At 62.2% G+C, this 21,689-nt stretch carries 22 protein-coding genes; 10 read left to right on the top strand and 12 right to left on the bottom strand.

Annotated elements, in window-relative coordinates; genetic code table 11:
* Positions 1 to 15: 15 nt before the first annotated feature.
* The 6 genes from KH389_RS08305 to flgB form a co-directional block, all read right to left on the bottom strand.
* A complete protein-coding gene (locus KH389_RS08305; protein WP_043861786.1) occupies positions 16 to 756 on the bottom strand; it encodes a flagellar basal body rod protein FlgF in 741 nt (246 codons plus the stop codon).
* 192 nt (positions 757 to 948) lie between these two features.
* Positions 949 to 1,140 carry a hypothetical protein gene (locus tag KH389_RS08300; RefSeq protein WP_043861785.1) on the bottom strand — a complete coding sequence of 64 codons (192 nt, stop codon included), beginning with the start codon at positions 1,138 to 1,140 and terminating at the stop codon, positions 949 to 951.
* 72 nt (positions 1,141 to 1,212) lie between these two features.
* Positions 1,213 to 2,574, bottom strand: coding sequence for a flagellar hook protein FlgE (gene flgE / locus KH389_RS08295; RefSeq protein ID WP_043861784.1), 1,362 nt, complete (start codon positions 2,572 to 2,574; stop codon positions 1,213 to 1,215).
* Between the two features lie 31 nt (positions 2,575 to 2,605).
* A complete protein-coding gene (gene flgD / locus KH389_RS08290; RefSeq protein WP_043861783.1) occupies positions 2,606 to 3,310 on the bottom strand; it encodes a flagellar hook assembly protein FlgD in 705 nt (234 codons plus the stop codon).
* A gap of 15 nt (positions 3,311 to 3,325) precedes the next feature.
* On the bottom strand, positions 3,326 to 3,769 hold the full coding sequence (flgC, locus tag KH389_RS08285) for a flagellar basal body rod protein FlgC (protein ID WP_043861782.1): 444 nt from the start codon (positions 3,767 to 3,769) through the stop codon (positions 3,326 to 3,328).
* A gap of 3 nt (positions 3,770 to 3,772) precedes the next feature.
* Positions 3,773 to 4,180 carry a flagellar basal body rod protein FlgB gene (flgB, locus tag KH389_RS08280; RefSeq protein WP_054915646.1) on the bottom strand — a complete coding sequence of 136 codons (408 nt, stop codon included), beginning with the start codon at positions 4,178 to 4,180 and terminating at the stop codon, positions 3,773 to 3,775.
* Between the two features lie 59 nt (positions 4,181 to 4,239).
* Here flgB and KH389_RS08275 point away from each other — a divergent pair, with 59 nt between their 5' ends.
* On the top strand, positions 4,240 to 4,398 hold the full coding sequence (locus KH389_RS08275) for a hypothetical protein (protein ID WP_156326233.1): 159 nt from the start codon (positions 4,240 to 4,242) through the stop codon (positions 4,396 to 4,398).
* Positions 4,399 to 4,537: 139 nt separating this feature from the next.
* Positions 4,538 to 7,132: an autotransporter family protein gene (locus KH389_RS08270; RefSeq protein WP_058542062.1), complete on the top strand. Its 2,595-nt coding sequence runs from the start codon at positions 4,538 to 4,540 to the stop codon at positions 7,130 to 7,132.
* Between the two features lie 57 nt (positions 7,133 to 7,189).
* Here KH389_RS08270 and cheR read toward each other — a convergent pair whose 3' ends face one another.
* Positions 7,190 to 8,017 carry a protein-glutamate O-methyltransferase CheR gene (gene cheR / locus KH389_RS08265; RefSeq protein ID WP_043861780.1) on the bottom strand — a complete coding sequence of 276 codons (828 nt, stop codon included), beginning with the start codon at positions 8,015 to 8,017 and terminating at the stop codon, positions 7,190 to 7,192.
* A 49-nt stretch (positions 8,018 to 8,066) separates the two neighbouring features.
* Positions 8,067 to 8,996, bottom strand: a complete 930-nt coding sequence (locus tag KH389_RS08260) for a chemotaxis protein CheV (protein ID WP_043861779.1) — start codon at positions 8,994 to 8,996, stop codon at positions 8,067 to 8,069.
* Positions 8,997 to 9,064: 68 nt separating this feature from the next.
* On the opposite strand from KH389_RS08260, the gene flgA reads away from it, so the two are divergent.
* The 4 genes from flgA to KH389_RS08240 all read left to right on the top strand — a co-directional run bounded on the left by flgA (position 9,065) and on the right by KH389_RS08240 (position 11,642).
* The gene (gene flgA / locus KH389_RS08255; RefSeq protein WP_043861778.1) at positions 9,065 to 9,817 is read left to right on the top strand and encodes a flagellar basal body P-ring formation chaperone FlgA; all 753 of its coding nucleotides are present in this window, start codon (positions 9,065 to 9,067) and stop codon (positions 9,815 to 9,817) included.
* Positions 9,818 to 9,992: 175 nt separating this feature from the next.
* The gene (gene flgM, locus KH389_RS08250) at positions 9,993 to 10,304 is read left to right on the top strand and encodes a flagellar biosynthesis anti-sigma factor FlgM (protein ID WP_043861777.1); all 312 of its coding nucleotides are present in this window, start codon (positions 9,993 to 9,995) and stop codon (positions 10,302 to 10,304) included.
* Between the two features lie 46 nt (positions 10,305 to 10,350).
* Positions 10,351 to 10,818, top strand: coding sequence for a flagella synthesis protein FlgN (locus KH389_RS08245; protein WP_043861776.1), 468 nt, complete (start codon positions 10,351 to 10,353; stop codon positions 10,816 to 10,818).
* Between the two features lie 80 nt (positions 10,819 to 10,898).
* Positions 10,899 to 11,642: a flagellar brake protein gene (locus KH389_RS08240; protein WP_043861775.1), complete on the top strand. Its 744-nt coding sequence runs from the start codon at positions 10,899 to 10,901 to the stop codon at positions 11,640 to 11,642.
* 136 nt (positions 11,643 to 11,778) lie between these two features.
* Here KH389_RS08240 and KH389_RS08235 read toward each other — a convergent pair whose 3' ends face one another.
* The 3 genes from KH389_RS08235 to bkdR all read right to left on the bottom strand — a co-directional run bounded on the left by KH389_RS08235 (position 11,779) and on the right by bkdR (position 15,261).
* A complete protein-coding gene (locus KH389_RS08235) occupies positions 11,779 to 13,119 on the bottom strand; it encodes an MFS transporter (RefSeq protein ID WP_123753571.1) in 1,341 nt (446 codons plus the stop codon).
* A 173-nt stretch (positions 13,120 to 13,292) separates the two neighbouring features.
* Positions 13,293 to 14,534, bottom strand: a complete 1,242-nt coding sequence (locus KH389_RS08230; protein ID WP_177332976.1) for a glutamine synthetase family protein — start codon at positions 14,532 to 14,534, stop codon at positions 13,293 to 13,295.
* Positions 14,535 to 14,769: 235 nt separating this feature from the next.
* Positions 14,770 to 15,261 (bottom strand): Bkd operon transcriptional regulator BkdR, encoded by a 492-nt coding sequence (gene bkdR, locus KH389_RS08225; protein ID WP_043861772.1) that lies wholly within the window; start codon positions 15,259 to 15,261, stop codon positions 14,770 to 14,772.
* A gap of 199 nt (positions 15,262 to 15,460) precedes the next feature.
* Here bkdR and KH389_RS08220 point away from each other — a divergent pair, with 199 nt between their 5' ends.
* The 4 genes from KH389_RS08220 to lpdA are packed head-to-tail and all read left to right on the top strand — an operon-like array spanning position 15,461 to position 20,434.
* Positions 15,461 to 16,693 carry a 3-methyl-2-oxobutanoate dehydrogenase (2-methylpropanoyl-transferring) subunit alpha gene (locus KH389_RS08220; protein WP_043861771.1) on the top strand — a complete coding sequence of 411 codons (1,233 nt, stop codon included), beginning with the start codon at positions 15,461 to 15,463 and terminating at the stop codon, positions 16,691 to 16,693.
* A 1-nt stretch (position 16,694) separates the two neighbouring features.
* The gene (locus KH389_RS08215) at positions 16,695 to 17,753 is read left to right on the top strand and encodes an alpha-ketoacid dehydrogenase subunit beta (RefSeq protein ID WP_043861770.1); all 1,059 of its coding nucleotides are present in this window, start codon (positions 16,695 to 16,697) and stop codon (positions 17,751 to 17,753) included.
* Positions 17,754 to 19,049, top strand: coding sequence for a dihydrolipoamide acetyltransferase family protein (locus KH389_RS08210; RefSeq protein WP_088513830.1), 1,296 nt, complete (start codon positions 17,754 to 17,756; stop codon positions 19,047 to 19,049).
* Positions 19,050 to 19,051: 2 nt separating this feature from the next.
* A complete protein-coding gene (gene lpdA / locus KH389_RS08205; protein ID WP_213607205.1) occupies positions 19,052 to 20,434 on the top strand; it encodes a dihydrolipoyl dehydrogenase in 1,383 nt (460 codons plus the stop codon).
* Positions 20,435 to 20,471: 37 nt separating this feature from the next.
* Here the strand turns inward: lpdA and KH389_RS08200 are convergent, their stop codons facing one another.
* Complete coding sequence (locus KH389_RS08200; RefSeq protein WP_054915652.1) at positions 20,472 to 21,476, bottom strand: sensor domain-containing diguanylate cyclase; 1,005 nt, start codon at positions 21,474 to 21,476, stop codon at positions 20,472 to 20,474.
* Positions 21,477 to 21,689: the final 213 nt, after the last annotated feature.

The raw sequence follows: 21,689 nt of genomic DNA, 5'->3' as shown, positions 1-21,689 counted from the left end.
GCTACGTCTGTGTAATTAGCCGATTTGCAAAACCCGAGCCATGGCTTCGTCGCCTTCCTTGGCCGTGGTCATCATCTTGACGTGCAGTTCGAATTGACGGGACAGCGCCAGCACCGAGGTCATTTCCTCGACGGCGTTGACGTTGCTGGCTTCCAGGAAACCGGACACCACCTGCACGTTGGCATCGGCATCGGCAGGCTGGCCGCTCTTGGTGTGGATCATGCCGTCCAGGCCCTTGTTGAGGGTCTTGACGTCGGGGTTGACCAGCTTGATGCGATCGACCTCGGCCATCACCCGCGGGCCTTCACCCATGGCGCGAATGCTGATGGTGCCGTCCTGGCCGATCTCGACCTTCTGCTCGGGCGGCACGGCAATCGGGCCACCATTGCCCATCACCGGCATGCCGTTGCCCGCGCGCAGCACGCCCAGGGCATCGATGTTGAGGCTGGCGGTACGCACGTAGGCTTCGCTGCCATCCGGGGCCTGCACGGCGATGAAGCCGTCGCCACCAATGGCGATGTCCAGGTCGCGGCCGGTCTCCTGCATGGCACCGGGGCTGAAATCGGTGGCAGGACGTTCGGTCATGGCATAGGCACGCGCCGGAAAGCTGTCACCAAACACCGGCATCGAGCGCGCCTGCTCCAGGTCGCGCTGAAAGCCGCTGGTGGAAATGTTCGCCAGGTTGTTGGCATGCGCCCGTTGCGCCAGTGCGTTCTGGCTGGCACCGGTCATGGCCACGTAAAGCATCTTGTCCACAGATCATCCTCCGCTGCGCTGGCGAACACTTGCCGTTCACCGCTGCTTTGCCGGTCACTCAAGCAAGTTTCAAACCAACTCTGCAAAACAGGGGTAAAGCCCCGTCAATGCGGGGGCTGGAGCACAGGCCAGCGCCTGCGCGTGCGATGCACCGTCGAAAATACGGCGCCAGCTTGCCGCTAGCGGCAAACCTCAGTTGTCACGGCAAGCGCCATTGTTGAAAGGCCCGGCAAACCGACGCCAGCCCTCGCCCGGCGAAACCTGCGAACAGACGAGCCGGCCATCGGCCTGGCTTTCCCAGCGATACCAGGCGGCCATGTCGGCGCCGACCTGCACAGCCACCACCAGCAAGGCGAAGCCCACGATTGCGAGTGCGCACTTCATTTCTACTGCCTCCGAAACAACGAACCCCTTCCGAGAAAGGGGTTCGTCCATGCTCATTCCATCAGGCGATCATCAGGTCATCTGGATGATGGTCTGCATGATGGTGCTTTCGGTAGAGATGGTCTTGGAGTTCGCCTGGAAGTTGCTCTGCGCCTTGATCAGCTCGACCAGCTCCATGGTCAGGTTGACGTTGGACGCTTCCAGTGCGTTGGACTCGATCGAACCCAGGGTACCGGTCTTCGGCGTGTCGATGCCCGGGATGCCCGAGGCGTAGGTCTCTTTCCAGCGGGTACCACCCAGCTGCTCCAGGCCCTGCTCGTTGGCGAAGCTGGCAATCGCGACCTGGCCGATGGCGCGGGACTGCTGGTTGCTGAAGCTGGCGAACATCACACCGGTGGAGTCGATGCTCAGGCTGGACAGGATGCCGGTGGCATAGCCGTCCTGCGCCTGGGACATGCGGGCAGTGTCGGTGTTGTACGACGTGGTGCTGGTCATGTTCATACGGATGCCGTCGGCATTGCCGGCCGAACCGTTGGATGCCCACTTGTCGGTGGCCTTGTCGTAGGACGCCGGCACCCAGCCTTTCATGGTGAAGTTGTTGTTGACCACGGTGAATTCGGAGCCCGCCGGGTGACCGGTATTGTCGGCAGTCATGGCCTTGACACTGCCATCAGGATTGAAGCTGATGGTGCCGGACAGTGGCTTGGTGCTGGCAGGGTCGAACGGGTTGCGACCATCGACCAGCGTGTAGGTGGTCCACTGGTTGTCACCGGTCTTGCGATAGAACTGCTCCATCGTGTGCTCGTTGCCCTGACTGTCGTAGATCTTGGTCGGGAACGATTTGGTGTAGGTGCTCTCGTCCGAAGGGTCGAACGTCTTGTTGTCCACCAGCACCGGCGGCGTGCTGTCATCCAGTACCTGCAGCGGGATCGACGGCGCCGAGGAGTTCAGGTTGATGCCCTGATCGATCAGCGTGGTGGTCTTTGGCGCCAGCGCGGAGGTGTCGATCTTCAGGTCGGTCAGCACGCCCTTGATGATCTTGCCGTTGACGTCGGCCGCGTAACCTTGCAGACGGATACCGTCCGAGGTCACCACGTAGTTGTCCTTGTTGGTCTGGAACGCACCGGAACGGGTGTAGCTCAGCGAGCCGTTGTCGCTCAGGACGAAGTAGCCCTGGCCCTGGATACCCATGTCCAGTACGTTGCCGGTGTTGTTGATGTCACCCTGACCGAACTGCTGGGAGACTGCAGCCAGACGCACCCCGTTGCCGACGGTCTTGCTGCCCACGCCCAGTTTGCTGGCCGAGTACACATCGGCGAACTCGGCGCGCGAGGCCTTGAAGCCGGTGGTCGAAACGTTGGCGATGTTGTTGCCGGTGACAGCCAGTTGCTTGTTGGCTGCATAGAGACCGCTAAGGCCGATATTGAAAGACATCTTTCCACTCCTTGTGCCGCGTTAGCCGGCTCTATATACCGATAGTTTGGACTTTGGACAGCGCAACGCTGCCCAGGCCAGCGAGGTTGAGCATCAGCTCGCCGCCGGTCTGACTGATGGTGACGCTGCTGACGGTGGCCGGCAGCAGGGTGTACATCTCGGCCGACTTGCCATCGACGGTGGTCTTGGCCGTGAAGGTGTAGGTACCCGGGTCGACCTTTTCGCCCTTCTCGTTGGTACCGTCCCAGATGAAGTCGGCATTGCCGGCCTTCTGCTCGCCCAGGTCGATGGTCTTGATGGTCTTGCCGTCCTTGTCGGTGACAGTGACAGTGCCCGAAGTGATCGACTGCGGGACCACCACCTGGCCAGTGAAGCTCTTGGTGGTGTCGACCACGGCCTTGTCGGCCTGGGTGATCACCGAGCGACCGACCAGCCCGGAGGCCTGCAGCGCCTGCGAGGACCCCATGGCCCCCGTGATGGCGTTGACCGAATCGTTCAGCGAGGTGATGCCTTCGAGGCTGGAGAACTGCGCCAGCTGGGCCACGAACTCGCTGTTGTCCTGGGGGTCGAGCGGGTTCTGGTGCTGCATCTGGGTAACCAGCAGCTGAAGGAACGCGTCCTTGCCCAGGGTCTGGCCGTTGGCGGTCTTGCCGCCCAGGCCGCTTGCCGCGTTCGTATTGCTGGACTTCTTGACGCCGGAATTGGAAATGACGTCGTTCAGGTTTACATCAGCCATAAAAAACGCCCCTTATCACTGACCCAGGGTCAGGACCTTCTGCATCATGGTTTTGGCCGTGTTCATCAGTTCGGCGTTGGTCTGGAACGAGCGGCTGGCGGAGATCATGTCAGCCATTTCCTCGACCACGTTGACGTTCGGGTAGTAGACGTAGCCGTCCTTGTTCGCCGCCGGATGGTTGGGCTGATAGCGTGCCTCGAGGTTGCTCTGGTCTTCGACCACACCCAGTACCTGAACGCCCTGCCCGGCTTCGCCCTGGTCCTGGAACAGCGACTGGCTGACGCCATTCTGGGCCTGCTGGAACGTGGTAGCGAACACCGGGTGGCGGGCACGGTAGGTCTGGTCGATGCTCGAGGAAACGGTCTCGGCGTTGGCGATGTTGGAGGCAACGGTGTTCAGGCGCGTGGTCTGCGCGCTCATGCCGCTACCGGCAATGTTGAAAACGCTGGCAAGGGACATGACTTACTCTCCGCGCAGGGCTGACACCAGCCCTTTGAATTTACTGTTGAGCAGCGTGAAGCTGGCCTGGAAACCCACGGCGTTCTCGGCATAGCTGGATTGCTCGAGCTGCGCGTCAACGGTGTTCTGGTCGATCGAGGGCTGCATGGGCGTGCGGTACTGCAGGGTTTCGTCACCCATCGCCAGGCCTTGGGCCTCGATGTGCCGGGTGTTGGTGCGCTCGAGGGAGAAATGGCCGTTCTTGACCTTGTCGGTCTCGGCCGCCAGCACGGACGAGAAGTCCATGTCGCGCGCCTTGTAGTTGGGCGTGTCGGCGTTGGCGATGTTGTTGGCCAGCACTTCGGCACGCTGGGCGCGAAAGCCCAGTGCCTTTTCGTGAATGCCAAGCGCTTTGTCGAAACTGATGCTCATGTCGGGGAAACCTTTGAAGGTTGACCGTAGGGTTCGTTGCCGGTGATAGAGCAAGTCCCGTGCCAAAACACAAAACCCAGCAAAGCCGGGGCTTTGCCGCGCTTGCCAGCGATGGCAATGCCAGAAAAGCGGCAACGGATTTCCGCCAGACACCGGCAAAGCGGCAATTGCCTGGCAGCGGCAACCCCACCCTGCGCCCTTTTGGCGTCAAATTTTAATGTCAATTCGCCATCTCTCATCTAAGATCCGTCCCGCTCCGCTACGTGGCATCTGGCTATCACCGCACAGCCGTCACGCCACGCAGGCAAGCGCCGAATTCAATACGCTGTGTTTAAGGAATAAACCGTGACTCCTGTGATGTTTCGCAAGACCCTGCTCGCCCTGGCAATCACTGCCACCGCCCTGCCTGTCGGCGCCCAAACCATCGAGTTGACCGATGCCGGCTTCATCAGCGAGCACAAGACCTACGAAGGCAACCTCGAATTCACTGGCGCCTACACCGGCAGTGCCGCCGAAGACGCGATCGAATTCAACGGCAACCACGTCAAGGGCGACCTGATTCTCAACACCACGATCAACAGCAGCGGCGACTTTGCCGGCGGCATCGACCTGGACGCCTGGGAAGACGGCAGCAGCTGGGCCAGCAACCAGATCGACGGCAACCTGATCAACAAGGGCAGCATCAGCGCCGTGGGCGGCGGCTCCAATGCCCTGATGATCGACCCGGCCACCATCAATGGCAGCGTCATCAACCAGGGCCTGCTCAGCGCTACCGGCGAACCGCTGCTCGACGGCAGCGAAATGGACGTGGCCCGTGCACTGGACTTCACCGGCACGATCAAGGGCGACCTGCTCAATGACACCACTGGCCGCATCATCGCCAAGGGCACCAGCGCCAAGGGCATCAACCTGGAAGGCGGCCGTATCGACGGCAAGCTGATCAACAACGGCCTGATCCAGGTTACCGGTAACGGCGCTACCGCCATCGACGCCACTACCAGCTTCAACGGGCAGAATGTTGACATGGTCGACCTGGCCGGCATCGTCAACAACGGCACCATCATCGCCACCGGCGATGACGCCGAAGGTATCCGTGTGGACGGCGCCAGCTTCACCACCGCCGAGCGCCAGATCGTCAACACCGGCACCATCAAGGCGACCGATGCGGCCATCGTGATCGGCAACTTCGACATCGATGCCTACGATGACAACCGGCTGTACAACAGCTATGCAGGGCTGGAAATCGTCAACAGCGGCACGCTGATCTCCGAAGACGAAGCGGTCGATGCCTCCGAAACCGAGCGCAGCGTGTACCTGACCTTGCTGGACGGCAGCAAGATCACCGGCAACCTGATCGACCTGACCACCGTCGAGGTGTACGGCAAGGTGGACTTCAGCGGCACCGACAGCAGCAGCGACGGTGCCAACATCCGTCTGCGCCAGGGCGGCTGGATGGACGTGGGCAGCGTCAGCCGCAATGCGCCAGCGCACCTGAACTTCGTGCAGCCGCACACCACCATCGACGGCAACCTGTACGTGGCCGGCAACTCGTCGCTGGACTTGAACCTGAGCAGCGCCACCCGTGCCGATACCGCCGTGGTGGCCGTCAGCGGTACTGCCGAGTTCGGCAAGGGCGCACAGATTCGCCTGGCCGCACAGGGCAGCGACTTCAGCGCCCAGGGCAGCACGTACAACCTGTTCCAGGCCGGGCGCATCGATCTGCTGGACGCTTCAGACAATGTCGACGCCAACGGCAAGCTGAACCTGGTGAGCAGCTCGGCCCTGCTCAAGATCGACAGCTACAGCCTGCAGGACAACAAGCTGGTGGCTACCGTCACCGGCAAGGGCGCCGAAGAAGTCACCGACATCCTGGTCGGCCAGGGTGCCTCGGCCAACAGCCAACTGGCCCTGGGCAGCCTGAACCGCGACAGCATCCTGAGCAAACTGAGCGCCAACGACCCGCTGCTGCAAGCCTTCGCCAATGCCGACGAGGCCCAGCTGGCCAAGCTGGCCGAGCAACTGACACCTGAAGTCAACGGCGGCGCCACCCAGGCAGCCACCACCAGCCAGAACCTGGTGAGCAATGTCACCGGCAGCCGTACCAGCAGCCTGCGTGGCGCCTCCTCGGGCGAAGCGTTCAAGGACACCGGCGTGTGGGTGCAGACCCTCTACAGCGATGCCAGCCAGGACCTGCGCGACGGCGTGGCCGGCTACAACGCCTACAGCCGCGGCATCGCGGTGGGTGCCGACGGCAAGCTCAACGACAACCTGACCCTGGGCCTGGCGTACAGCTTCATCAACACCGACGTCAACGGCAAAAGCGGCAACCAGACCAAGGTGGACAGCCACGCCTTCACGCTGTACGGCGGCTTCGAGCAGGGCAACTACTTCGTCGATGCCAGCCTGAGCTATGGCTTGAACGACAACGACAGCAAACGCAAGATTGCCGGCACCTCGGCCAAGGCCGATTACGACAGCGACCTGCTGGGCCTGAACGTGGTGGGTGGCTACACCTATCACATCAACCCGCAGATGCTGGTCGAGCCGCGCATTGCCGCGCGCTACAGCCTGGTGAACATCGACGGTTACCGCGAGAAGGGTTCGTCGGCTGCACTGAAGGTCGAAGACCAGCGCTACGAGGCCATCGAGCTGGGCGCAGGCCTGCGCGTTGCCGGCGAGTATCCGCTGGGCGCCGGCACCCTGCAGCCACAGGCTCGCCTGATGGCATACCATGACTTCGCGGCGGACGAAGCCAAGAGCACCTCGACCTTCCTGCTGGGTAGCACCCCGTTCGTCACCAGCGGCGCCAAGGCCGTGCGCAACAGCTACGAAGCCGGCGTAGGCGCCGACTACAAGCTGGGCGCGGTGACCCTGGGCGTGAACTACGACTACATCGGCAAATCGGGCTTTGACGCCGATGTGTTCTCGGCCAAGGTGCGTTACGACTTCTGATCGATGACAGCAGCTGCATGAAAAAGGCCGGTGTCGCGAGACACCGGCCTTTTCGTTTCACTTGGCCTGGTAGATGATCCCCGGGCTGCACTGCACCATCTGGTAATGGTCGGGCAGCCCGTTGAGCGCCTCGGACGCCCCCAGGAACAGGTAACCGCCGGGCTTGAGCGTGCCGTGAATGCGCAGCAGGATGTCCTTCTTCACCTGGGCGGAGAAGTAGATCAGCACGTTGCGGCAGAACACGATGTCGAACTTGCCCAGGCTCGCGTAGCTGTCGAGCAGGTTGAACGAACGAAACTCGACGCGGCTGCGGATCGGGGCCTTGACTGCCCAGCGCCCCGGCCCCTTGGGGTCGAAATAGCGTTGCAGGCGCTCCTGGGACAAGCCACGGGCAATGGCCAGGCTGTCGTACTCACCGGTCTTGCAGTTGGCCAGCATCGAGCCGGACAGGTCGGTGGCGACGATCTGCGCCCCCATCTTCAATTGCCCGATGTTGCTGCGCTCGAACTCATCGATGGCCATGGAGATCGAGTACGGCTCCTGCCCCGACGAACAGGCCGCCGACCAGATGCGCAGGCGCTGGCCAGGGTTGGCCTTTATCTGCTCGGGCAAGACCTTGTTCTTGAGCACCTCGAACGGATAGTTGTCGCGAAACCACAGGGTTTCGTTGGTGGTCATCGCATCGACCACCTGCTCGCGCAAGCCACTGCGCGGCTGGGTCTGGATCCGCTGCACCAGCTCGCTCAACGATTTGATGCCCTGCTGTTCCATCAGCTTGTTGAGACGGCTGGAGACCAGATACTGCTTGTTTTCGCCCAGCAGGATGCCACAGGCTTTTTCCAGGAAGACCCGGAATTGTTCGAAATCCAAATTACCCGTAGACAATGATGCCGCCTCTTAAATCATGTGTAACGCCAGGGACGAGCCCTGGCCGTTAGTGGGTGGCCTTGATCCGGTCGACCACGCGTTGCGCCAGGTCATCCGGCCGGAACTTGGCGAGAAAATCATCCGCGCCCACCTTCTTGACCATGGCCTGGTTGAAGACGCCGGAAAGCGAAGTATGCAGGATGATGTGCAACTTTTGCATGCGCGGGTCGTTGCGGATTTCTGCAGTCAGGGTATAGCCGTCCATTTCCGGCATCTCGATGTCGGAAATCATCATCAGGAATTCCTCTTCCGGATGCTTGCCCTCATCGACCATCTTGCGCAGGTAATCCAGCGCCTGCCGGCCGTCGTTGAGCGCAACCACCTCGACCCCCACCGTCTGCAGGCAACGGCTGACCTGCTTGCGTGCCACCGAGGAGTCATCCACGGTGAGCACGCGCAGCGACACGGCCTTGACCTGCACTTCTTCGTCGACCACACCCAGGGAGATCGCCTCGGAGGTCGGCGAGACCTCGGCGAGGATCTTCTCCACGTCGATGATCTCGACCATCTTGCCGTCCACCCGGGTCACGGCCGTCAGGTAATGGTCACGACCGGTGCCCTTGGGTGGCGGATGGATCTCCTCCCAGTTCATGTTGACGATGCGTTCGACCGAGTGCACCAGAAACCCCTGGGTCTTGGTGTTGTACTCGGTGATGATCACGAAGCTCTTGCTGACATCTTCACTCAGACCGGGCATGCCGGTCGCCATCGCCAGATCCAGGATCGGGATGGTTGCCCCACGAATATTCGCCACACCGCGCACCACCGGGTTGGACTTGGGCATCACGGTCAGGTTCGGGCATTGCAGCACCTCCCGCACCTTGAACACGTTGATCCCGTACAGCTGCTCGCCATTGAGGCGGAACAACAGCAGTTCGAGACGGTTCTGCCCTACCAGTTGTGTGCGCTGGTTAACCGAATCCATTACACCAGCCATGCCAGACTCCTCGACCAAATGCTCGAGCGTCGTACCGCAGTCGGCACGCGCCTTGCTTTTTTAACTGTATGAACACGAAAACGACATTTTTCCGACGCCTGACCCGCCCCTTGCCCGGCATCCTTGCTGCGCTGTGCCTGCTGGCCCCCGGCGTTCGAACTCTGGCTGACGCTTTCACCTTGCCTGAACAGCTTATCGGTGTCACTCAGGGGTTTCTTGAATTCACGGTCGAGGATTACCTGGCGACCAGCCAGACCGAAGGGCGCTTCGAGATCCAGGTCAACAGCCTCGACCCGCGCCTGCGCATGCCACTGTGCGACCAGCAACTGGGCGCCACCCTGGAAAGCCCGGCGCAACCGCTGGGCAGGGTGACCGTGCGCGTACGCTGCGATGGCAGCTCCCCGTGGACGGTGTTCGTGCCGGCCCAGGTGCGGCTGTTTCGCAATGTGGTGACCGTGGCGCGTCCGCTCAAGCGCGACAGCGTGGTCGGCGAACAGGACGTGAGCCTGCGCGAGCGGGACGTGGGCATGCTCAACCAGGGCTACCTGACCAGCCTGGAGCAGGCCGTGGGCCTGAAGGTCATCCGACCGACGGTCATCGATCAGGTGCTCACGCCGCTGCATCTGGAGCAGGCCGAAGTGGTCCGCAAGGGCGATCATGTGGTCATCATCGCCCGCAGCGGCACGCTGAGCGTGCGCATGCCGGGAGAAGCCTTGAGCAAGGGCGGCATCAGTGAACAGATACGGGTACGCAATCTGAACTCCAAACGGGTGGTGAAGGCACGGGTCACTGGACCAGGGCAGGTGGAAGTCGCGATGTGAAGCGGGTCACGACGCCAGAACAAACAAGGCTGGCGATCAGGAACCGCTTTTCCTAAACTGTGTCGAACCGGGTTGATGGGCTGGCCGCGCAAGCTGCACTGCATTTGCGTCTAAAGTTTCTTTCGGGTTGGCCGAAAACAAGGCAAGCGTCCAAACACCCAGAGGTTTTCTGATCATGGTCATCGACTTCAGTCGTTTGAATAATTCCCCGTCCGTGACGGGCGCCGTGCGCACTGGCAACAGCCAGGAAAGCACGGCCACTGCTCGCACCGCCACCAGCGCTACCGAGGCTGGCCAGAGCGGAGAAGCCGTACACCTGAGCCACGAGGCCCAGCAGTTGCAACAGGTCAGCGACAAGCTGCGCGATCAACCGGTTGTCAACAGCGCCCGCGTGGCCGAGTTGAAACAGGCCATCGCCGACGGCAGCTACCAGGTGGACGCCCAGCGCGTCGCCAGCAAACTGCTTAATTTCGAAGCCCAGCGCTAGCCCTCTGGCGCGCTGACTTCAGGACGCTAGAACCAAGAGCCAGCCAATGCACGACACTACTCTGCTGCAACTGATCGAAGATGATATTGCTCCAGCGCAACAACTGCTCGAGTTGTTGCAGGCTGAAGCCGTGGCCCTGCATGGCCGCGACATGCCCTTGCTGGAAAATATTCTGGCCCGCAAGCAATCGCTGGTGGTGCTGCTCGATCAAGGCGGACAACGACGTAGTGCGCTGCTTGCGAACCTGGGCCTGCCGCAAAGCCGCGAAGGTGTAGTGGCCATGGCCGAGCAATCGGACCTGGGCTCCCTGCTCATCGAGCAGCTCGATGTGCTGGCTGCGCTGATGAATGATTGCCAGGCGGTCAACGCACGCAACGGCCAGGCGATCCAGCTTCAGCAGTACACCACCGAAAACCAGATCAAGATCCTCATGGGTGGCGAATCACCGTCGCTCTACGATGCCCGTGGCACTACATCGCCGCTTTCAAAGCCTCGTGCACTCAGCCAGGCGTGACCCCCTCTATCAAGGCACGATTCATGCTGGCAGAATGCCAGCAATTGCCTGTGTCGTTTTTGCCTGGAGATTCATCAACCGTGTTCAATGACGAAGAAGCTCCTCAGCCTCCGAAGGTGCTGACTACGCCTTTGGAAATTGCCGCTCATTTGCGGATGTTGCTAGAGAGCCATGACCCACTGATCATCACGTTCCCCGAACGCAGCCAGCGCTTCCAGAGTTATGTGGTGGAGGTAGACCGGGACAGCAACAGCATGGCCCTGGACGAAATGATCCCGCGCGATGGCGAACGCTTCCTCGAAAATGGCGAACCATTCCGTATCGAAGGCTTCCATGACGGCGTGCGCATTGCCTGGGACTGCACTACCCCGCTGAGCATCAGCACCTCTGACGGCTCACGCTGCTACCGCGGCAGCCTGCCCACAGAAGTTACCTATCACCAGCGTCGCAATGCGTTTCGCGCGGCACTGAAGCTGTCGCAACTGGTCGACGTGATTTTCGACGGCGAGAAACTGCGTGGCGAGCACCCGCTCAAGGGCAAGCTGCTGGATATTTCGGCTACTGGCTGCAAGCTTCGCTTCGAGGGCGATATCGAGGAGCGGTTGCAGTTGGGCCAGGTCTACGAGAAGTTTGCTACCGGCCTGCCGCTGGGGCTTTCTCAGGTAATGGTCGAGCTGCGCCACCTGCACTATGAAGAGCGCTTGAACGCCACCTTCGCCGGCATTCGCTTTCATAACGTGACAGGACAGATGGCGCGCAAGATCGAAAGTTTTGTGTACCAGCTGCAACGTGAAGCGCGACGCTTCGACAAAGACGATTACTGATAGACATCACGCTTCACATTTCCAAGGGTAGCTACCCATTCAGCGGCAACGGATTCATCCGCAAAGGGGCGCCTGGCGCCCCGCCTGCCAGCGGAACTCAGACGCAGCCCTTCGCCACTATCTGCCCCCACGCCACTCACACTTCTGGCGCAGGCTTGACAGGTTCGACGCCCTCAGCCTCCCCGGGCGAGCCCTCCTCCTCGGTATCTTCGGCACCTACCGGTGCCTGCATCTGATCCTGCACCACCTGCTCATCAACCCGCGGGTCGAGCGCCGCAGACAGCGGTGAACCTGCCGCCGGCATCGCTACGTGAAGCAATGGCGCATCCTCGACCTGATGCAGGTTGGTAACCGCTTTGGGACGGATGCGCCACACCAGCACCAGCGCGAAGAAACAGAAGAACGCGTACAGCATCTGGTCGCCCAGGGTCTTCATCAGCACACCGGCCACCAGCGGCCCGATGCTCGCCCCCACGCCATAGGTCACCAGCAGCATCGCGGTGAGCGAGACCCGTCGCTCGCTTTCAACGTGGTCGTTGGAAAACGCCACCGCCAGCGGGTAGAGGCAGAACTGCAGCAGCGAGACCGCAAAACCGGTGATGAACAGCACCTCGAGCGGCACGCTCGGCAGCAGCGCCAATGGCAGGGAGGTGACGGCCAGCCCCACCGCCACACTGCGAATTAGCACGGCCCGGTCGTAACGGTCCGACAACCAGCCCAATGGCCACTGCACCAGCAGGCCGGCAAAGATGCAGCAGCCCATGAACACACCGACCTGTTCTGTACTGAGCCCCTGCTTGGAGGCGTACAGAGGCGCCAGACCATAGAACGACCCCACGATCAGCCCCGCCCCGAGTACCGTACTCAGCGACTGGGGGACGCGCTTGATGAAGAACCGCGGCTCCATGGGGGCCGGACGCAGCGGTGCGGGGTGGATGCGCCGGGTCAGGGCCACCGGAACCAGGCATAGCGCAAAGCACATGGCCACCAGCATCAGCAGCTCCAGGCCCAGCTGCGGGTGAACCACCAGAATCAGCTGGCCCAGTACCAGGCCCAGATAGGAGGCGATCATGTAACCGCTGAACACCGCCCCACGCTGCTTGGCGTCGGCCTGTTCGTTGAGCCAGCTCTCGATCACCATGTACTGGCACATCATGCCCAGGCCGACGATCACCCGCAGCAGCAGCCAGGCCGGCAACCAGCTGACCAGACCATGACCAAGCACCGCTGCGCCGACGATGCCGGCACACGTAGCGTAGGCGCGGATATGCCCCACTCTGGCGATCAGCCGGTGCCCGATCTTGCCCCCCAGCGCCAGGCCGAAATAGTTGGCCGCCATCAGCGCACCGACCCACAGGCTGTCGACCTGATCGGCCGCCAGGCGCAGGGCCAGGTAGGTGCTCAACAGGCCGGAACCGATCAACATCATCAATGCGGCGAAATACAGCGCGCGAAAAGACTTCCAGATACTTCGCATCGACGTCCCTGAGGGCCCCTTGAGCAGGTGAAAAAACTGCTTGAAAGCATAAGTGAAAAAAACACCGACGCGGCGGGCCGGGCATAAAAAAACAGGTGACAAACCATGATCTCGATCATGGCTGCCACCTGCCTCTGCTTACCCTGGCGCCAGGCGGCATTGCCGCCCCGCAGTTACGCCTGTGCCGCCAGCACGCGCCGTTCCCACGGGGTGATCTCGTCGAAGAAGCTGGTCAGTTCCAGGGTCTTGGACGCGATGTAACCTTCGATGAACTCAGTCCCGAACAGTTCCCTCGCCAACTGGCTGCGCTTGAGACGCTCCAGTGCCGCGTGCAGCGTGCAGGGCAGTGACAGGTTGTCGGGCACCTCGAATTCGCCCTGGATCGCTGGCGCCGGCTCCAGTTGCTGTTCGATGCCGTACAAGCCGGCCGCCAGGCTGGCGGCGATGGCCAGGTAGGGGTTGGTATCGGCCCCGGGCAGGCGGTTCTCGACCCTGCGCGCTACCGGTGCGCTGGCAGGAATACGCAGGCCCGCAGCGCGGTTGTCTTCAGACCAACAGGCATTGTTGGGCGAGGCATAGGGGTGACACAGGCGCTGATAGGAATTGACGTTGGGCGCGAACAACGCGGTGAAGTCGGCCATGCACGCCTGCTGGCCGCCGATGAAGTGATAGAAGGCGGGCGTGGGCTGCCCCTGGGCGTCGCTGAACACGTTGCGGCCGTTGTCGATCTCGACCACGCTCTGGTGAATGTGCATCGAACTGCCTGGAGTTCTGGCCAGCGGCTTGGCCATGCACACCACATTCAGGCCATGCTTGAGCGCAACCTCCTTGAGCAGGTGCTTGAACAGGAAGGTCTGGTCGGCAAGCAGCAGCGGGTCACCGTGCAGCAGGTTGATCTCGAACTGGCTGACGCCCATCTCGTGCATGAAGGTGTCGCGCGGCAGGCCCAGGGCCTCCATGCAACGGTAGACCTCGCTGAAGAACGGGCGCAGGCCATTGTTGGAACTGACGCTGAACGCCGAATGGCCGTCCTCGCGCCGACCGTCCAGCCCGGTGGGCGGCAGGAACGGCTGGCTCGGGTCGGGATTGGGAGCGAACACGAAGAACTCGAGCTCGGTGGCCACCACTGGCGCCAGGCCATGCGTGCGATACCGCTCGATCACCGCCTTGAGCTGGCCGCGGGTGGACAAGCCCGAGCTCTGTCCATCGAGCTCATTGGCATCGCAGATCGCCAGTGCCCTTGGTTCGTCGCTCCAGGGCAGGCGGTAGATATGCAGGGGGTCGGCCGCCAGGGCAAGGTCGCCATCGTCGCTGCCGTAAAAGCGTGCCGCAGGGTATCCGCCCATGATGCACTGCAGCAGCACGCCGCGTGCCATCTGCAGGCGCCGCCCTTCCAGGAACCCCTCGGCGGTCATCACCTTGCCGCGAGGCACGCCATTGAGGTCGGGGGTGACGCATTCGATTTCATCAATGCCCGTCAATCGCTCGGCGAGAGAACGTTGGCCATTGGTCGTCATGACTTGATCCTTGTTATTTTTAACAAGCCGCGAACGGCGACCCGAACAACATAGTCCGGAGGTGTTAAAAATATCAAGCACCATGTAGGCCCGATCGCTGAGCGAACGCCGCCAGCCAACCCGTAGAAGCTGTCTACACTGTGCCTGGCAGCGTAATACCGTTGGCCGGCAGCGGCAGCGCAGTCTTGTAGCGCACCTGCTTGAGGGCGAAGCTGGAGCGAATATTGGCCACCCCGGGCAAGCGGGTGAGGTAGTCCAGAAACCGCTCCAGGGCCTGGATGCTCGGCAGCAGTACACGCAGCAGGTAATCCGGATCGCCGGTCATCAGGTAGCACTCCATCACTTCCGGGCGCTCGGCGATTTCCTCTTCGAAGCGGTGCAGCGATTGCTCCACCTGTTTTTCCAGGCTGACGTGGATGAATACGTTCACGTCCAGCCCCAGCACTTCGGGCGACAGCAAGGTCACCTGCTGGCGAATCACGCCCAGTTCCTCCAGCGCCTTGACCCGGTTGAAACAGGGGGTGGGCGACAGATTTACCGAACGGGCCAGCTCGGCGTTGGTGATGCGGGCATTGTCCTGAAGGCTGTTGAGAATGCCGATGTCAGTACGATCCAGTTTGCGCATGAGACAAATTCACCTGCTTCTTGTTCTTTTGAAGAATGTTTATCCGCAAGCCAGCCCAAAGGCAATGAACTTGAGAAAAATATTCTTCCGCCAGCGGAATATGATGTAGGCAAGACTGACTCTCCGGTCACAAGCCGGGTTCAGTAGCGACCGCTTCAAAGCTCAACAAAAACACAAGACAGAGCGAGCGTAAAAAAGCATGAACGAGTACGCCCCCCTGCGTCTGCATGTGCCCGAGCCTACAGGCCGGCCAGGCTGCCAGACCGATTTCTCCTACCTGCGTCTGAATGACGCCGGTCAGGTCCGCAAACCCGCCATCGATGCCGAACCCGCCGGTACCGCCGACCTTGCCTACGGGCTGATCCGCGTGCTCGACGAACAGGGCCGTGCGCTTGGCCCCTGGGCCGAGGACATCGGCCCCGAAGTGCTGCGCCAAGGCATGCGCGCGATGCTCAAGACCCGGCTGTTCGACAGCCGCATGGTCGTGGCGCAGCGCCAGAAGAAGATGTCCTTCTACATGCAGAGCCTGGGTGAGGAAGCCATCGGCAGCGGCCAGGCACTGGCCTTGAACCGCAGCGACATGTGCTTCCCCACCTACCGCCAGCAGAGCATCCTGATGGCCCGCGACGTGTCGCTGGTGGAGATGATCTGCCAGCTGCTGTCCAACGAGCGCGACCCGCTCAAGGGTCGCCAGCTGCCCATCATGTACTCGGTGCGCGAAGCCGGCTTCTTCACCATCAGCGGTAACCTGGCGACCCAGTTCGTGCAGGCGGTCGGCTGGGCCATGGCCTCGGCCATCAAGGGCGATACCAAGATCGCTTCGGCCTGGATCGGCGATGGTGCTACGGCCGAGTCGGACTTCCACACCGCGCTGACCTTCGCACACGTGTACCAGGCCCCGGTGATTCTCAACGTGGTCAACAACCAGTGGGCCATCTCCACCTTCCAGGCCATCGCCGGTGGTGAATCCACCACCTTCGCCGGCCGCGGCGTTGGCTGTGGCATCGCTTCGCTGCGGGTCGACGGCAACGACTTCATCGCGGTGTACGCGGCCTCGCGCTGGGCCGCCGAACGTGCCCGCCGCGGCCTGGGCCCGACCCTGATCGAATGGGTGACCTACCGCGCCGGGCCGCACTCCACGTCGGACGACCCGTCCAAGTACCGTCCGGCCGACGACTGGAGCCACTTCCCCCTCGGCGACCCGATCGCCCGCCTCAAGCAGCACCTGGTGGCCATCGGGCACTGGTCGGAGCAAGAGCATCAGGCGGTGACTGCTGAGCTGGAAGCCGAAATCATCAGTGCGCAGAAGGAAGCCGAGCAGTACGGCACCCTGGCCGGCGGGCAGATGCCCAGCCCGGCGAGCATTTTCGAGGATGTGTACAAGGAAATGCCGGAACACCTGCGGCGCCAGCGCCAGGAACTGGGGATCTGACATGAACGATCACAACACCACTATCCAGTTGGAAACCGCCATGGCGACTACCACCATGACCATGATCCAGGCCCTGCGCTCGGCCATGGATATCATGCTTGAGCGCGATGACAATGTTGTCGTCTATGGCCAGGACGTCGGTTACTTCGGCGGCGTGTTCCGCTGCACCGAAGGGCTGCAGAACAAGTACGGCAAGTCGCGGGTGTTCGACGCACCGATCTCCGAAAGCGGTATCGTCGGCACCGCCGTGGGCATGGGTGCCTATGGCCTGCGCCCTGTGGTGGAAATCCAGTTTGCCGACTACTTCTACCCTGCCTCGGACCAGATCGTCTCGGAGATGGCCCGCCTGCGCTACCGCTCTGCCGGCGAGTTCGTGGCCCCGCTGACCCTGCGCATGCCGTGCGGTGGCGGCATCTACGGCGGCCAGACCCACAGCCAGAGCCCGGAGGCGATGTTCACCCAGGTCTGCGGCCTGCGTACCGTGATGCCTTCGAACCCCTACGACGCCAAGGGCCTGTTGATCGCCTCGATCGAAAACGACGACCCGGTGATCTTCCTGGAGCCCAAGCGCCTGTACAACGGCCCTTTCGACGGGCACCACGACCGGCCGGTAACGCCCTGGTCCAAACACCCCGCCAGCGCCGTACCGGATGGCTACTACACCGTGCCACTGGACAAGGCTGCCATCACCCGCCCAGGCAATGCGGTGACGGTACTGACCTACGGCACCACGGTGTATGTATCCCAGGTGGCTGCCGAAGAGACCGGCATCGACGCCGAGGTCATCGACCTGCGCAGCCTGTGGCCGCTGGACCTGGAGACCATCGTCGAGTCGGTGAAGAAGACCGGCCGCTGTGTGGTCGTGCACGAAGCCACCCGCACCTGCGGCTTTGGCGCCGAGCTGGTGGCGCTGGTACAGGAGCACTGCTTCCATCACCTCGAAGCCCCGATCGAACGCGTCACCGGTTGGGACACCCCCTACCCGCACGCGCAGGAATGGGCGTACTTCCCCGGCCCATCGCGAGTGGGTGCGGCATTGAAACGGGTCATGGAGGTCTGAATGGGCACGCACGTCATCAAGATGCCGGACATCGGCGAAGGCATCGCACAAGTTGAGCTGGTGGAATGGTTCGTAAAGGTCGGCGATACCGTCACCGAAGATCAGGTGGTCGCCGACGTCATGACCGACAAGGCCACCGTGGAAATTCCTTCGCCGGTCACCGGCAAGGTGCTGGCCTTGGGCGGCCAGCCCGGTGAGGTCATGGCCGTAGGCAGCGAGCTGATTCGCATCGAGGTCGAAGGGGCCGGCAACTATCAGGAAGGCGCCGGCAAGCCGGCAGCAGCCACGCCGCCTGCGGTAGCTGCCGCACCGAAGGCCAGCGTACCCGAAGCCCAACCCCAGCCCGCCGTCGTGTCTACCCCGGCAGCGGCACCTTCAGGCAATGCACAGCGTTCACCGACGATCGTGCCACGTGAGGCCAACGAGCGTCCGCTGGCCTCCCCGGCGGTGCGCAAGCGCGCGCTGGATGCGGGCATAGAGCTGCGCTATGTACATGGTAGTGGCCCTGCCGGGCGCATCCTGCACGAAGACCTGGACGCTTTTCTCGTTCAACCGAGTACCAGCAGTGCATCGGGCCCCGGTGGCTATGCAAGGCGTGACGACAGCGAGCAGGTGCCTGTGATCGGCCTGCGCCGCAAGATCGCGCAGCGCATGCAGGATGCCAAGCGCCGCGTCGCGCACTTCAGCTATGTCGAGGAAATCGACGTGACCGCGCTGGAAGAACTGCGCGTGCACCTGAACAAGAAGCATGGTGACAGCCGCGGCAAGCTGACCCTGCTGCCCTTCCTGGTACGGGCAATGGTGATCGCCGCGCGCGAATTCCCGCAGATCAACGCCACCTATGACGACGAAGCCCAGCTCATTACCCGCCATGGTGCAGTGCATGTGGGTATCGCCACCCAGGGCGACAACGGGCTGATGGTACCGGTGCTGCGCCATGCCGAGGCCGGCAGCCTGTGGAGCAATGCCAGCGAGATCGCCCGGGTAGCCAACGCCGCCCGCAACAACAAGGCCAGCCGTGAAGAGCTGTCCGGCTCGACCATTACGCTCACCAGCCTCGGCGCACTGGGCGGCATCGTCAGCACACCGGTGGTGAACACGCCGGAGGTAGCCATTGTCGGGGTCAACCGCATCGTCGAGCGGCCAATGGTGGTCAACGGCCAGATCGTGGTGCGCAAGATGATGAACCTGTCCAGTTCGTTCGACCATCGTGTGGTCGACGGCATGGACGCCGCGCTCTTCATCCAGGCCATCCGCGGCCTGCTCGAACAACCTGCCAGCCTGTTTGTGGAGTGACCATGCAGACTCTCAATACCACCCTGCTGATCATTGGGGGCGGCCCCGGCGGTTATGTCGCGGCGATTCGTGCCGGTCAACTGGGCATCCCCACTGTACTGGTCGAAGGCCAGGCACTGGGCGGCACCTGCCTGAACATCGGCTGTATTCCATCCAAGGCACTGATCCATGTAGCGGAGCAGTTCCACCAGACTTGTCAGCACAGCCAGCACTCCAGCCTGGGCATCAAGGTACAGGCTCCCAGCCTGGACATTACCCAGAGCGTGGCCTGGAAGGACGGCATCGTCGACCGCCTGACCAGCGGCGTTGCCGCCTTGCTGAAGAAACACGGCGTGACGGTGATTCATGGCTGGGCAAGGATCGTCGACGGCAAAACCGTCGACGCCGAAGGCCAGCGCATTCAATGCGAGCACCTGCTGCTCGCCACGGGCTCCAGCAGTGTGGAGCTGCCCATGCTTCCACTGGGCGGCGCGATCATCTCGTCCACCGAAGCCCTGGCCCCGCAACGCCTGCCAAGGCGCCTGACGGTGGTGGGTGCAGGCTATATCGGCCTGGAACTGGGTATTGCCTACCGCAAGCTGGGGGTCGAGGTAAGCGTGGTGGAAGCGCGCGAGCGTATCCTGCCTACGTATGACAGCGAGCTCACTCAGCCGGTAGCCGAGTCGCTGAAGAAACTGGGCGTGACGCTGTACCTCAAGCACAGCGTCGAAGGCTTCGATAACGCCACCCAGTGCCTGCAGATCAGGGACCCACATGGCGAACAGTTGACGCTGGAAACCGATCAGGTGCTGGTTGCCGTAGGACGTCGGCCACGCACTCAAGGGTTCAACCTGGAAACCCTGGAGCTCAAGATGAATGGCTCAGCCATTGCCATCGATGAGCGTTGCCAGACCAGCATGCGCAATGTGTGGGCAATCGGCGATCTGAGCGGCGAGCCGATGCTGGCCCACCGCGCCATGGCCCAGGGCGAGATGGTGGCCGAACTCATCGCCGGCAAGCAGCGGGTTTTCGATCCGGTGGCCATCGCGGCAGTGTGCTTTACCGACCCCGAGGTGGTGGTGGCAGGCAAGACACCGGAGGCCGCACAACAGCAAGGCCTGGATTGCATCGTTGCGCAGTTCCCGTTCGCGGCCAATGGCAGGGCCATGACGCTGGAATCCAAAAGCGGCTTCGTACGCGTGGTGGCGCGTCGCGACAATCACCTGATCCTGGGCTGGCAGGCTGTCGGCGTGGGGGTTTCGGAACTGTCTACCGCGTTTGCACAATCACTGGAGATGGGCGCCCGGCTCGAGGATGTGGCCGGAACCATCCATGCCCACCCTACCCTCGGAGAGGCTGTGCAGGAGGCTGCATTGCGTGCCTTGGGGCACGCGTTGCACCTGTAGCCAGAACCACTGGGCGTCGATCATCGACGCCCAGGCATCAGGCGATCTGGTTCTTGCCGCCGGCCTTGGCGCGATAGAGCGCCTGGTCGGCACGGGCGACCAGTTGCTCCGGGCGCTCGCCGCCACGCCACTGGGCGATGCCAAAACTCAATGTGACGCGGTGCTCGCCAATTGGGGGCAACCTCAACACCTGCTGGCGGATGGCATCGGCTACCGCCATTGCTGCCTGCAGGTCACTCCCTGGCATCAACACCATGAACTCGTCACCCCCCCATCGGGCAAGCAGGTGCTCGGGGCCGACACACTTACGGATCTGTTCGACCACCTCTACCAGGGCGGTATCGCCACGGGCGTGGCCGTAACGATCATTGATCGGCTTGAAATCGTCGAAATCCATCAGGATCAGGCTCAAGGGCAAACGAAAGCGGCCGGCACGTTCGCATTCCTGAAGCAGGGCCTTTTCCAGGCGATAACGATTGGCCGCCAGGGTCAACGAGTCGCGCTCGGCCAGGTCACGGTTCTCATCGAGCTGACGTTTCAGTTGTTCGTTCACCCAGCACAGTTCCCGGGTCCGTTCGGCAATCAGTGACTCCAGCGAGCTGTTGCGCTGCTCCAGATGGGCAACCAGGCGCTTGCGGTCGTCGATGTTGCGGTGTGCACCGAACATCCTGGCCACCGAGCCATCAGGGTTGCGCGCAACCACATGCCCGCTGTCCTCGATCCACAGGTAGCTGCCATCCTTGCAACGGCAACGGTACTCCACCTGGTAGCTTGGCGCGCGCTGGCTCAGGTAGTCCTCGAAGCAGGCCATCACCCGCGGGTAGTCCTCGGGGTGAATGACGTTTTCCCAGGTGAACACCGTATTGTCCAGCGAGTGGCTGGGGTAGCCCAGCATGCGATACCAACCCGGGTTGCGATAGACATGGCCGGTGTTGGCGTTCCAGTCCCAGATGCCATCACTGACCAGGTCCAGGAGGGTTTGCAGTTGCTCTTGCCCCAGGTCGCTCAATGGCGCCATCACGCAAGCGGTATTCTCACTCATGGACACTCTCCCCTGTCCAGCAACTACGCCCCAGCTCAATGATGGTGCTGCCGATTGTTATGCGCCAAAGCCTGCGCGAAATTTCGAACAATATACTCGCGAAAGAATGGAAGCGGCAGGCGGAACCGACCGCACGTCCAACTGCAAGCCTTGGCTGTTGCCGCCTGCGGCAATCATCCTCCTCTTTGGGGCAACAGCGTGCCAGAGTAAACG

The organism is Pseudomonas qingdaonensis, from assembly GCF_018398475.1.
GTDB lineage: Bacteria > Pseudomonadota > Gammaproteobacteria > Pseudomonadales > Pseudomonadaceae > Aquipseudomonas > Aquipseudomonas palmensis.
The sequence above is the reverse complement of the archived record's forward strand: the minus strand, read 5'-3'. Positions and strand labels throughout refer to the sequence as shown.